Here is a 13,136-nt window from a genome sequence, read left to right on the forward strand (position 1 = left end):
AAACAACAGGCAACGAATACAGGCTTCAACTATTTGAGACATATAAGTTTTTCATATAAGCTAAACGGCTTATATTTTCTTCAATGCCTTATATGGTAAAACAAAATGCCAAAATGTTTAGAGGGTTTAGCAATAAGAAATTTAAACATTAAGGCATATAAGTTTCCTATAAGCTCACAGGGTATATTTTCGTTCATACCTTAGATGGTAAACATTTTCCGATTAAATGATTTTCGCAAAAGTGGAAAATAGCGTCTGCAGTGATCTTTTTGATTTAGGGGATTATAACTTCTGATTGCTGAAAAAAATTGATTTTGATTGGTTGAATAGGCCCTGAACTAAATTCAGGGTGACGACCGTTAATAGTTTATGCCTTATATCATATAGGGATCAAGTGCAGCTGGCCCAGATAAAACAACAGGCAACGAATACAGGCTTCAACTATTTGAGACATATAAGTTTTTCATATAAGCTAAACGGCTTATATTTTCTTCAATGCCTTATATGGTAAAACAAAATGCCAAAATGTTTAGAGGGTTTAGCAATAAGAAATTTAAACATTAAGGCATATAAGTTTCATATAAGCTCACAGGGTATTTTCGTCCATATCTTAGATGGTAAACATTTTCCGATTAAATGATTTTAGCAAAAGTGGAAAATAGCGTCTGCGGTGATCTTTTTGATTTGGGTGATTATAACTTCTGATTGCTGAAAAAAATTGATTTTGATTGGTTGAATAGGCCCTGAACTAAATTCAGTGTGACGACCGTTCATAGTTCATGCCTTATATCATATAGGCATCAAGTGCAGTTGGTCCAGATAAAACAACAGGCAACGAATACACGCTACAACTATTAAGACATATAAGCTAAACGGCTTATATTTCCTTCAATATCTTATATGGTAAAACAAAATACCGAAATGTTTACAAGGGTTTAGCAATAAGAAATTTAAACATTAAGGCATATAAGTTTCCTATAAGCTCACAGGGTATATTTTCGTCCATACCTTAGATGGTATATTTTTTTCAATAAATTCTAGTGACGACAGCTCATAGTTCGTACCATATACCGTATTATGATCAAGTGCAGTTAGCCCAAATAAACAAGCAGTAAAAAATACACGCTACAACTTATAAAACCGCCTCGCATTATCGGTAAAGATCAACTTCGTTTCTGAAGAACTAAACCGTTCTGCATATTTACTCACCAGATTAAACCAATCCTGATATGGCCTGCTCACTAAAACTACCGGCCAGTCGCTGCCATACATCACCCGATCTACGCCAAAATGTTCGAAAACGACATCGAAACAATTAAAAAGTTCAATCTCTTTCCAGTTCTTCCAGTCTGCTTCGGCCAATAATCCTGAAATCTTGCACAACACATTCGGGTTCTCCGCCAATAGTTTTATATTTTGCGTCCAGGTTTTTAAATCCTGACTTTTAACATCGGGTTTACCGCAATGGTCCAGAACAAATGGTTGATCAGGAACTTGATCAACCAATTTGATGATGCTTTCCAACTGATTATGGTAACACAATAAATCATAACTGTAACCGAAGTTTTTAAGCTGCTTGATACCACCGATAAAAGCAGGATCCAGAATAAATTCTGCGCTTTCTGCCTGAAGCACATGGCGCCAGCCCTTTATCTTTTTAAAGTTATTCCAATAGGTAAGTCGGCTGCCAAGATCAGGGCTTTTGAGGTCCACCCAACCTACAATTCCTTTAATCAGTTCACTTTGATCTGCCAGCGTAAGTAAAAACTCATTTTCCTGTTCTGTCTGACTAGCCTGAACGGCTACGCAACCAGAAATTTGCAGATCATTAAATGTACGGGTGAGGTTTTTGGGTGTAAAATCATGGCGAATTACACTCATCTCATCTGTAATCCAGCTGTCTTTAACCGGACTAAAATTCCAAAAGTGAACGTGGGTATCTATCATAAGTGGAGCGTTAGTTATGGGTATTATAATTTGAAAATCTGATCCATTAAAAGCCATTTTTCGCCAGGTTTGGCCCGCGGTAATGCCTGCTGATATTTCCACATCAGCATTTCCCATTCCTGAACTTTTGAATTGGCCATATCTGCTGCAGATTTCTCTTCAAAAGAAAAAGTGTCATTCACTTCCATAATCATGAAGAGCCGGTTTCCGAGCAGATAGATTTCCAGATCTTCTACGCCTGCAGACTGAATGCTTTCGGTAATCTCCGGCCATATTTGAAGGTGATACTGCTTATATTCGCTAATCAGTTTTTCATCATCTATCAAATCGAGTGTTAAGCAGTATCTCCTCATTTTATGTTGCGCTATAAGCAATAGCTTCTTGTTTACTAGTGCCTAATCCATCAATACCTAGTTCCACTACATCGCCTGCTTTTAAATACCATGGTTCAGGTTTTTGGCCCAGGCCAACGCCAGCTGGTGTACCGGTAGAAATGACATCGCCTGGAAGAAGTGTCATAAACTGACTGATGTAAGACACCATAAAAGGCACATTAAATATTAAGTTAGCTGTACTTCCATCCTGTAAGGTTTTTCCGTTTACAGTTAACCAAAGGCGAAGATTGTGTACATCTGCAATTTCATCCTGGGTAGCGATGAATGGCCCGATTGGCGCAAAAGTATCACAACTCTTGCCCTTTACCCATTGTCCGTTACGCTCAATCTGAAATTCCCGTTCACTGTAATCGTTATGGAGCACGTAGCCTGCAATGTGATCTAAAGCATTTTCTTCTGAAACGTAGCTGGCTTTTTTACCGATTACAATTCCCAGTTCCACTTCCCAATCGGTTTTTTTACTGTTTTTAGGGATTATCAGGTCGTCATTCGGACCAACGATGGCCGATGTTGCCTTAAAAAATAAAATCGGTTCGGTTGGGATAGCCGCATTGGTTTCTGCTGCATGGTCTTTGTAATTTAAACCCACACAGATAATTTTAGAAGGGCGGGCCAAAGCAGCGCCTAAACGAACGCTTTTATCAACTTCTGGTAAGTCAGCCGATTCGATGTCTTTTTTTAGTTTTTCTAAACCATCACCACCGAAAAATTCCTCGTTATAGTCGCTCACCAATGCCGAAACATCGAAATAGTTATCGTTGATTATCACACCTGGTTTTTCTGCTCCCGGCTCGCCGAATCTGATTAATTTCATCTTATTTACTTATAAATGTATTTGAATTCTGTTAGTTGTTTAAAGTGGTAAAGCCGCCATCAATCGGGTAATCACAACCTGTGATGAAGGAAGCCTCATCGCTGCATAAATATAAGGCTAAAGCGCCAACTTCTTCCGGTTTGGCCATTCTGCCAATCGGTTGCGTTTTAGATAGTTTCTCAAACATCTCGTCGATGTTATCTGGATAATTTTTCTGCAAAAAACCATCTACAAACGGCGTATGTACCCGGGCCGGAGAAATAGAATTACACCTGATATTTTCGCCGATGTAATCTTTCGCCACACTCATGGTCATGGCTTTTACGGCGCCTTTCGCGGTGCTGTAAGCGAAACGATCTGGCAGGCCAATTAAGGATGCAATCGAAGCCATATTGATAATCACGCCACCGCCAGCCGCCCGGAGTTGTGGAATTGCAGCATATAAACAATTATAAACACCTTTAACATTCACGTTCATTACGCGGTCGAAATCAGATTCTTCTGTAGTATCTGCTTTGCCAATATGAGCAATACCGGCATTGTTCACCAGGATATTAATCGCCCCGATCTGATTGAAAATTTCTTTCACATTTTGATGATCTGCCACATCGCAGGCGTAGCTAAAAGCTTTGCCGCCATTGCCGTTGATTTCTGCAAGTGTAGATTCAGCTTGCTCAATGCCGAGTTCTAAAATATGAACTTCAGCACCTTGCCTGGCCAAAATGGTTGCAATCGCTTTTCCAATGCCACTTCCTCCGCCAGTTACTACTGCTTTTTTGTTCGTTAATGAAAACATGTTTATGGTTTAAATGATGATTGATTCGATAATCGAAAGATAGAAATTAAAAATTATGGCAGTGTTAATATAACGTTCATTTTGCTCCGTTCTGATAAATGGAAATATTACATTCACCGCCTTTAAATAATATTGATTAGATTACAGATACAAATAAAATAAATAATGTTGATTAAACATTTTATCTTCTTATCTAAATCTTCATAAATATTACCATCCTTCATTTCGGGGCATTTAAGCCGTTTTACCTTGCGGAAATTTTACAAAACGCAAAAGCTATATTCCTTATATTTGAATAATATTTTTATATTTAAATAAATATTTTAACCAAATAGTCGCTGTAAACCTTGAGAAAGGCTTGTAGTGTTAGCGCCAGTTTAAATGAGAAAATTCACATTTCCGTTTTTTTGTACCTTATTGTTTCTGATCAGTTCAATAGTTTCAGCGTCTGCCCAAAAACAAAAATCGATAATCATTTCCTCAAATAGTACCGAAAGAATTAAGTTCGGTGCCGAACGACTTGCTCAAGCCCTTAACAAAATCGGCTATAGTACCAAGGTTCAAAATCAACAAAAATATTCTACTGGGAAAAATGCAATTGTAGTGGGATTGGCCAGCGACAAAGCTTTTACGCTGTTGCCGAAATCATCAAGGGATAAAGCTATTGGTGCAGGGAAGGAAGGTTTTTCCATCACCGAAGGTAAAGATAATGTACTTTATGTTTTAGGGGCCGATGCATCCGGTACCTTATATGGTTGCCTGGAACTGATTGATCAGATCAAAGCACAGCAAAAAATACCTTCTCAAATTGCACTTACTGATCGCCCGGAAATGGTGCTTCGTGGTACGTGTATTGGCCTGCAAAAGCCTGATTACCTGCCTGGTCATGATGTTTACGAGTATCCGTACACGCCAGAAACATTCCCCTGGCTCTACGACAAAGCATTATGGATTAAGTATTTAGATATGATGGTCGAGAACCGTTATAATTCGCTTTACCTGTGGAATGGTCACCCGTTTTCTTCACTCATCCGTTTAAAAGATTATCCTTACGCAGTAGAGGTGGATGATGCAACATTAAAAAAAAATGAAGAAATTTTCCAGTTCCTCACCCATGAAGCGGATAGACGCGGCATCTGGGTGATTCAAATGTTTTATAATATTATTATTCCGAAGCCCTTTGCAGATAAACATGGATTGAAAACGCAAGACCGGAACCGTCCGATTGTGCCGCTAATTGCCGATTATACCAGAAAGTCCATCGCTGCTTTTGTAAAAAAATACCCAAACGTTGGTTTAATGGTGGCGCTGGGTGAAGCGATGGAAGGTGTTGGTCAGGATGATATCGATTGGTTTACTAAAACAATTATCCCAGGTGTTAAAGACGGCTTAAAGGCTGCTAATATTCAGGGCGAGCCGCCACTTGTTTTAAGGGCGCATGATACGGATGCGCCAGCGGTAATGAAGGCGGCCTTGCCCCTGTATAAAAATTTATATACTGAAAATAAGTTCAATGGCGAAGCTTTAACTACCTATGAGCCGCGGGGCGCATGGGCCGAGTTAAATAGAAAGCTGGCTGCCATTGGAACGGTTAATATTTCCAACGTTCATATTTTAGCCAATCTGGAACCTTTTAGATATGGCTCGGCCGATTTTATTCAAAAATCGGTACAGGCAATGAACAAGATTTATGGTGCAAAAGGTTTGCATTTATATCCGCAAGCCAGCTATTGGGACTGGCCTTACACTGCAGATGATGTCAAGGGCAAGGAACTACAAATTGACCGCGATTGGATTTGGTATAAAGAATGGGCGAGGTATGCCTGGAACCCGATGCGCGATCGTAGCCAGGAAATAAATTATTGGGGTGAAGAGTTAGCTAAAAAGTACGGTTCAAGCCTCGCGGGTGGAAAAGCCATTTTAAATGCTTACGAAGAAGCTGGAGAGATTTCGCCAAAGTTGCTGCGAAGGTATGGCATTACGGATGGGAACAGACAGACGCTGACTTTAGGCATGTTGATGACGCAATTTATCAATCCTTTCCGTTACGGTCTGTTCACTTTAATGTACGAATCTGAGGCACCGGAAGGAGAAATGATTATCGAATACGCTGAAAAAGAATGGAAAAAGCAAGGCCATATTGGTGAAACGCCTGTTCAGATTGCAAAAGAAGTGGTAGAACATGGAAAAAAGGCTTTGATTTCGATCAATGAAGCCTCGGCTTTCGTTACCAAAGATACTGCAGAATTTGCCCGCCTGAAAAACGATATGTATTGCTACGATGCAATGGCTAATTTTTATGCGGAGAAGGTTAAATCGGCCCTTTGGGTACTAAGGTATAAATATTCTAACGACGTGACCGACCTTGAAAAAGCACTTCCATTTTTGCAGAATAGCGTTAATCATTACGCAAAGCTGGTAAAGCTAACAGAAGATCATTACCTGTACGCCAATAGTATGCAAACTAAACAACGCAAAATACCAATGCGTGGAGTAGACAAAACCTTCATCCATTGGAAAGAGATGCTGCCCGTTTTTACAAAAGAACTGAATCATTTTAAAAAAAGCATAGATTCTTTAAAGTCTGTTAAAGGAAACGCTGTGGCAAAAATTACTCCTTATAAGCCTGCAGAAGTCACCGTTTTAAATCAAACGGAAAGTTATGTAATTAATAAAAATGTAGCTGTTTTTGCTGATACAGCTGTTGTAATTAAAGAGGTTGCCGAACAGTTGGCTGGCTTAAAAGGGGTTAAACTGGCGAAGGGGAAGCAAGTTAAAGCCGGAACAGAAATCAAGTTTAATGCAAAGTCGCCAGTGAAACTTTTGGTTGCTTTTTTTAATCAAAAAGATCCTGAATTTCTGGCGTCTCCACAGTTGGAAACAGATGCCAGTGCAAATAACTATGGGCAATCTGAAATTAAAATCTCTAACGCTTTGGTGCTAAATGGTTATGCCCCGGCAAATGTTCACGCTTATTCTTTCCCGGCTGGAACACATACGTTAAACTTAGGAAAAGGCGAATGCCTGGTATTGGGTTTTATTGATGATAAGCAGGAACTGAGGATATTTAATGCAGGTTTAGATGGACGCGGAAAAGATATAGATTGGTTATTCGAATGATAAAAAAGAGAAATTTAATCGCTGCAATTGGTTTATCAATTGCAACTGTAACCGGCTTTGCTCAACAAAAGGCAAACACCGGTCAATTGAAAAAGTATGTTGAATATTTCAATTCAATAGATACTGAAGCCGTTAAAAACTACATTTCAAATGCGCAGGCTTTCGAGTTTCTGGCAGATCAGGCACCCTTGTTTGAATGTCCGGATTCGGTTTTAGAGCAGAATTATTACTACCGTTTATGGAGTTTTAGGAAACACCTGGTAAAAAGTCCGGAGGGATTTATCTTTACCGAGTTTATAGAGCCGGTTAAACATGCTGGTAAATATAATTCCATCAGCTGTGCTTCAGGCCACCATATTTATGAAGGTCGCTGGTTTAAAGACAACAGCTACCTTAAGGATTATATTAAATTCTGGCTATACAAAGCGGACGTAGGTCAGAGCAAGCAACGTTTCCACCAGTTTAGCAGCTGGATTGATGATGCCGTTTATCAGAACTTTCTGGTTAAACCCGATCAGGCATTTCTAAAAGAAATTTTGCCTGCCCTTGATGCTGATTATACAAAATGGGAGACAGAGCGACAAAGAAAGGATGGATTATTCTGGCAAAATGATGTGAAGGATGGGATGGAAGAATCCGTCAGCGGATCTAGAAGAGATCAGAACCAACGCCCAACCATTAACAGCTATATGTATGGTAATGCGATGGCACTACATAAAATAGCTGCCTTGCTTGGCGATCAAGCCCTGGCCGATCAATACCAGGCGAAAGCGATGACATTAAAAAAGTTGGTTCAGGATAGTTTGTGGAATGCAAAATCAATGTTTTTTGAAACCAGGAAAGCCAAAGGAGGACTCGCAAATGTGAGGGAGGCCATCGGTTTTACACCCTGGGATTTCAACCTGCCAAACGACAATGCTACTTATGCAAAAGCCTGGGATCAGTTGTTGGATACTGCCGGTTTTAAAGCGCCGTGGGGTTTAACAACTGCTGAGCGCAGAGAACCGACTTTCAGAACCCGTGGCTCCGGTCACAGTTGCGAATGGGATGGTGCACTCTGGCCCTTCGCCAGTTCGCAAACCCTAAAAGGGCTTTCGAATCTGCTTACCAATTATAAGAAACATGGTAAAATGAATGCTGATGTTTTTTATCAGGAACTGCATCAATACGCCGCTTCTCATGTAAAAAATGGCAGGCCTTATATTGGCGAGTATCAGGATGAGAAAACAGGTGAGTGGCTGAAAGGTGATAATCCAAGAAGTAGTTTTTACAATCACTCGACCTTTTGCGATTTGATTATTAATGATCTGATTGGCATCAAGCCTCGTCAGGATAATGTACTGGAGGTTTATCCATTAATACCAAAGAACAAATGGGATTGGTTTAAGTTAGATAACGTAACATATCATGATCAATTGGTTACACTGATCTGGGATAAAACGGGTAAGAAATATAATAGTGGGAAGGGCTTTTCGGTTTATGTGAATGGCAAGCAGATCCATCAATCAAAAACGTTAAAGCATATCGAAGTTTTAATGAAGTAGGGAGCGCAAATTCCTCATTGAGAACCAAAGTGTAGGGTTTGGGAAGGGGTGAAGCAACCTTTCCTGAAGAGGAGTATAAGCAGAATTAATATTTAAAAGCATAATGAAACAATGAAATACCTGATCAAGACCTTAATTATCGTACTCGCCATCGTGGCTTCATTAAACGTTAATGCCCAGCAATATTACGACGTTTTAAAATACGGTGCAAAAAACGACAGCAGCAAACTGGCTACTCAAGCGATAAAAAAAGCCATTGATGCTGCGGTTAAAAACGGAGGTGGTACCATTTATTTCCCCGCAGGAAAGTACCTCACCGGTGCTATTCAGTTGAAAAGTAACATCACGATTTTTATAGATGCCGGTGCAGAATTGCATTTTAGCGATAATTTCGACGACTATCTCCCCATGGTTAAAAGCCGATATGAAGGCGTTGACGTAACCTCATTCTCGCCATTATTTTATGCCTACAAAGCGGAAAATATATCGATTATCGGTCGCGGATTAATTGATGGCCACGGTGAAAAGTGGTGGGGTTTTGTAGAAGGGTACAAAGAAGGCCAACCACGTTCTAAATGGCAAATCATGTTCGACGGACTAAATAAAGATATTGTATTGCCGGATGATCCGAAACAAATGCAACGTGGTTTCCTTCGGCCACCGTTTATACAACCCATGTTTTGTAAAAACGTATTGATTGATGGAATCACCATTCGGAATTCCCCATTCTGGACGGTGAACCCCGAGTTTTGCGAAAATGTAAAGGTTCACGCTGTAACCATCAATAACCCGCATTCGCCCAATACGGATGGAATCAATCCGGAATCCTGTAAAAACGTTCACATTTCCGACTGTCACATCAGCGTAGGCGACGATTGCATTACCATTAAATCTGGTAAAGACGAACCTGGAAGGAAGATGGCTGTTCCGGCAGAAAACTATGTAATTACCAATTGTACCATGTTATCTGGTCATGGAGGCGTCGTTATCGGGAGTGAAATGTCTGGCGATGTGCGTAAAATTACCATCTCTAATTGTGTTTTCGACGGTACTGATCGCGGAATCCGCATTAAAACAGCGAGGGGTAGAGGCGGTGTGGTAGAAGAAATCCGCGTGAGCAACATCATTATGAAAAACATTAAGCAACAGGCCATTGTGTTGGATATGCAGTATGCGAAAACCAATGTTGAGCCGGTTTCCGTAAGGACGCCTAAATTCAGGAATATTCATTTTAGCAATATTACCGGTCAGGTAAATCAGGCTGCTTACCTAAACGGCCTGGAGGAAATGCCGATCGAGAACATCACGTTCAACGACATCAATATGGAAGCTAAAACGGGTTTTAATATCAGCGCTGCTGATAAAATTGAATTTCATAATGTCCAGGTGAATACTGAAACAGGACCATCGCTTATTGCATCCAAGGTGAATAACCTAGTTATAGATGGTTTAAAAACCTATCAGCCCCATGATAATGTTGCGGTGGTTGATTTGAGAAATGTACAGGATGTATTTTTGTATAATGCTTTTCCTACAAAAGAAACCACAACTTATTTAAAGCTGAGTGGCGGAACAACAAAAAATATTTCCTTAGGAAATAACAATTTCAGAAATGTAAAGTCAGCAGTTAAAAAAGGTCAGGAAGTCTTAGAACCGATCAATGTAATCTCTGGCGATAAAGGTCAGTAATTCTTAGTTATGATGTTGCCAAATAGAAATTCACTATTGCTTTTTACGTTATTGTTCTGTTTATCTGTTTCGCTCGCAGCGCAGGAAAGAGACCAAAGCCTTTGGTATAATAAACCGGCAGAAAAATGGACGGATGCATTGCCAATTGGTAATGGCCGTTTGGGGGCCATGGTTTTTGGAGGTGTGGCAAACGATCAGATTCAGTTCAATGAAGAAACATTATGGACAGGCAAACCGCGGGAATACAATCGAAAAGGCGCATCGAAATACCTGCCGGAAATTAGAAAGTTACTTTTTGAAGGCAAACAGAAGGAAGCTGAGACCCTGGCTCAAGCACAGTTTATGGGCTTGCAAAGTGAGGCTGGAGACCGTGATGCCTGGATAAAGGAAATCAGCGCCGGAAAGGGCATTGCAGGAAATCCTGCTTCGGCCAATTATGACGATCGGCTTTGGAAAACAATAAAAGTTCCCTCTTACGAAGGGTGGGAAAGGGTTGGATTAGATAACCTCGACGGGGCGGTATGGTTCAGAACAACGTTTAGTGTGCCTAAAGATTGGGCTGGAAAAGATTTAGTGTTAGACCTGAATAAGATCTTCGATCAGGATTTCACTTATGTAAACGGTAGCCTGCTGGGTCAGACAGCGGGCACTGATGCCAGGAAATATACTATTCCGGCAAAACTGATTAAGGTGGGAAACAATACCATTGCCATCCAGGTGCTTAACTTCTATAATCGTGGTGGTATTGGTGGATACAAAGACGTAACCAAAAAAATCGGTATTTATCCGATAGGTTCTAACATAGAAACGGGCGTTTCGCTGGTTAAGCAATGGAAATATAAAATTCAAAATGCGGCTCCTCCGGAAATTCCTCATTATCAGGCCAGTTATCAGCCCTTTGGCGATTTGAATCTTCGGTTTAATCATGGAAAAGCAGCAATTACAAATTACCGGAGATCGCTTGATTTAACCACAGCAACTGCCAAAACTTCGTATAGCGTAAATAATGTTCAATACCAGCGAACGTATTTCGCCAGCCAGCCTGATCAGGCAGTGGTAATTCATTTAAGTGCCAATAGAAAAGCTTCTGTCAGTTTTGATGCAGCCCTTTCGAGCGTTCATCAGCACTCGGTTGTTAAAGTATTGGATAAGCATACCATTTCCCTTTCCGTACAAGTTAAAGATGGTGCATTACGGGGTGAAAGCAGGTTAACGGCTGTTGTTAAAAACGGCCTTGTAAAAACAATTAATAACCAAATCAGCATTCAAAAAGCAGATGAAGTAACGCTCTACCTTACCACAGGAACCAATTTTATCAGCGCAAATGATGTTTCCGGCAATCCAGCAACTGCGATAACAAAAGCAATAAATTCAATAAAAGGAAAAGCATATTCGCAGATCGAACAAGATCATATTCGTGAATACCAGCAATACTACAATACTTTCAAGGTAGATTTCGGTCGCTCAGAAAATGAAAAACTGACGACAGATGAGCGTTTACAACAGTTTGCTACGGCCAACGATCCAGGCTTCGCGGCCCTTTACATGCAATATGGCCGCTATTTACTAATTTCCAGTTCGCGGCCGGGAACACAGCCTGCAAATCTTCAGGGAATTTGGAATGATCTCCTTGCACCACCATGGGACAGTAAATACACGACGAATATTAACATGGAAATGAATTACTGGCCCGCGGAGGTATTAAATTTATCGGCTTTAAACGAGCCGTTATTCAAAAAAATAGAAGGTTTGGCAAAAGCTGGTACGGTAACCGCAAAAGAATATTACAATGCCAAAGGCTGGGTTTTGCACCACAACACCGATATCTGGAATGGAACTTCGCCAATAAATGCGTCTGATCATGGCATTTGGGTAACTGGAGGCGGGTGGTTGAGTCAGCATTTGTGGGAACATTATTTGTTTACGCAGGATCAGGAATTTTTGAAAAAAGAAGCTTATCCATTGATGAAACAAGCGGCACTTTTTTTTGAAGATTTTCTGGTAAAAGATCCAAAAACCGGTTGGTTAATCAGCACACCTTCAAATTCTCCGGAAAATGGAGGTATGGTGGCCGGACCAACAATGGATCACCAGATTATCCGCTCGTTGTTTAAAAACTGCCTCGCTGCGGCACAGGTGTTAAAAGCAGATGAATCTTTTCAAAGGTCTTTGGTAGACAAAATCAACCAGATTGCACCCAATCAGATTGGCAAATACGGACAGTTGCAAGAGTGGCTGGAAGATAAAGATGATACCGCCAGTAAACACCGGCATGTATCCCATTTGTGGGGCGTTTATCCCGGGAACGACATCACCTGGAACAAGGACGCGAAGATGATGAATGCCGCAAAACAATCCCTTTTATACCGGGGAGATGAGGCCACCGGGTGGAGCCTGGCATGGAAAATCAATTTTTGGGCGAGATTTAAAGATGGCGACCATGCCATGAAGCTGATTAAAATGCTGATGAAACCAGCAGGTACAGGAGCCGGATCCTATGTGAATTTATTCGATGCACACCCGCCGTTTCAAATCGACGGAAATTTCGGTGGGGCAGCAGGCATTGCCGAAATGATTGTGCAAAGTCACCAGGGGTATATCGATATTTTGCCAGCGCTTCCAACGGCTATTCCCAATGGTAATATTATGGGTTTGAAAGCTCGGGGCGGTTTTGAGGTAGATTTAATTTGGAATAATGGAAAACTCACTTCGCTCCAGATTAAATCAAAAGTAGGGGGCAAATGCAGGGTGAAATATCAGCTTAAGGAAATTGAGATTGAGACCAAAGCTGGAGAGAACTATAAATTGAATGGAGATTTAAAATGATGAGA

The 13,136-nt window shown here is 40.7% G+C and carries 8 protein-coding genes; 4 read left to right on the top strand and 4 right to left on the bottom strand.

Annotation, left to right across the window (positions count from 1 at the left end; genetic code table 11):
* Window positions 1-1,125: 1,125 nt before the first annotated feature.
* From GJU39_RS11885 to GJU39_RS11900, 4 genes are read right to left on the bottom strand one after another with little or no spacing between them, the layout of a single operon-like run.
* Window positions 1,126-1,947: an amidohydrolase family protein gene (locus GJU39_RS11885; RefSeq protein ID WP_154281024.1), complete on the bottom strand. Its 822-nt coding sequence runs from the start codon at window positions 1,945-1,947 to the stop codon at window positions 1,126-1,128.
* A gap of 23 nt (window positions 1,948-1,970) precedes the next feature.
* Entirely contained in the window at window positions 1,971-2,300 is a 330-nt protein-coding gene (locus GJU39_RS11890; protein WP_154281025.1) for an L-rhamnose mutarotase, read from the bottom strand.
* Window position 2,301: 1 nt separating this feature from the next.
* A complete protein-coding gene (locus tag GJU39_RS11895) occupies window positions 2,302-3,156 on the bottom strand; it encodes a fumarylacetoacetate hydrolase family protein (protein WP_154281026.1) in 855 nt (284 codons plus the stop codon).
* Between the two features lie 31 nt (window positions 3,157-3,187).
* Window positions 3,188-3,952, bottom strand: coding sequence for an SDR family NAD(P)-dependent oxidoreductase (locus tag GJU39_RS11900; RefSeq protein WP_154281027.1), 765 nt, complete (start codon window positions 3,950-3,952; stop codon window positions 3,188-3,190).
* Between the two features lie 381 nt (window positions 3,953-4,333).
* Between GJU39_RS11900 and GJU39_RS11905 the strand changes: the two genes are divergently transcribed.
* The 4 genes from GJU39_RS11905 to GJU39_RS11920 all read left to right on the top strand — a co-directional run bounded on the left by GJU39_RS11905 (window position 4,334) and on the right by GJU39_RS11920 (window position 13,131).
* A complete protein-coding gene (locus tag GJU39_RS11905) occupies window positions 4,334-7,072 on the top strand; it encodes an alpha-d-galacturonidase (RefSeq protein ID WP_154281028.1) in 2,739 nt (912 codons plus the stop codon).
* Complete coding sequence (locus GJU39_RS11910; RefSeq protein WP_209437634.1) at window positions 7,069-8,616, top strand: MGH1-like glycoside hydrolase domain-containing protein; 1,548 nt, start codon at window positions 7,069-7,071, stop codon at window positions 8,614-8,616. Before GJU39_RS11905 ends, GJU39_RS11910 begins: the two co-directional genes overlap by 4 nt.
* Before the next feature lie 111 nt (window positions 8,617-8,727).
* Window positions 8,728-10,305, top strand: a complete 1,578-nt coding sequence (locus GJU39_RS11915) for a glycoside hydrolase family 28 protein (protein WP_154281029.1) — start codon at window positions 8,728-8,730, stop codon at window positions 10,303-10,305.
* A gap of 9 nt (window positions 10,306-10,314) precedes the next feature.
* Complete coding sequence (locus GJU39_RS11920) at window positions 10,315-13,131, top strand: glycoside hydrolase family 95 protein (RefSeq protein WP_245227835.1); 2,817 nt, start codon at window positions 10,315-10,317, stop codon at window positions 13,129-13,131.
* Window positions 13,132-13,136: the final 5 nt, after the last annotated feature.

This window comes from Pedobacter petrophilus, from assembly GCF_009674725.1.
GTDB lineage: Bacteria > Bacteroidota > Bacteroidia > Sphingobacteriales > Sphingobacteriaceae > Pedobacter > Pedobacter petrophilus.

Coding starts and splice junctions, on each gene's coding strand:
- GJU39_RS11900 (WP_154281027.1), bottom strand. CDS start 3,952: ATGTTTTCATTAACGAACAAAAAAGCAGTAGTAACTGGCGGAGGAAGT.
- GJU39_RS11910 (WP_209437634.1), top strand. CDS start 7,069: ATGATAAAAAAGAGAAATTTAATCGCTGCAATTGGTTTATCAATTGCA.
- GJU39_RS11905 (WP_154281028.1), top strand. CDS start 4,334: ATGAGAAAATTCACATTTCCGTTTTTTTGTACCTTATTGTTTCTGATC.
- GJU39_RS11920 (WP_245227835.1), top strand. CDS start 10,315: ATGATGTTGCCAAATAGAAATTCACTATTGCTTTTTACGTTATTGTTC.
- GJU39_RS11890 (WP_154281025.1), bottom strand. CDS start 2,300: ATGAGGAGATACTGCTTAACACTCGATTTGATAGATGATGAAAAACTG.
- GJU39_RS11915 (WP_154281029.1), top strand. CDS start 8,728: ATGAAATACCTGATCAAGACCTTAATTATCGTACTCGCCATCGTGGCT.
- GJU39_RS11885 (WP_154281024.1), bottom strand. CDS start 1,947: ATGATAGATACCCACGTTCACTTTTGGAATTTTAGTCCGGTTAAAGAC.
- GJU39_RS11895 (WP_154281026.1), bottom strand. CDS start 3,156: ATGAAATTAATCAGATTCGGCGAGCCGGGAGCAGAAAAACCAGGTGTG.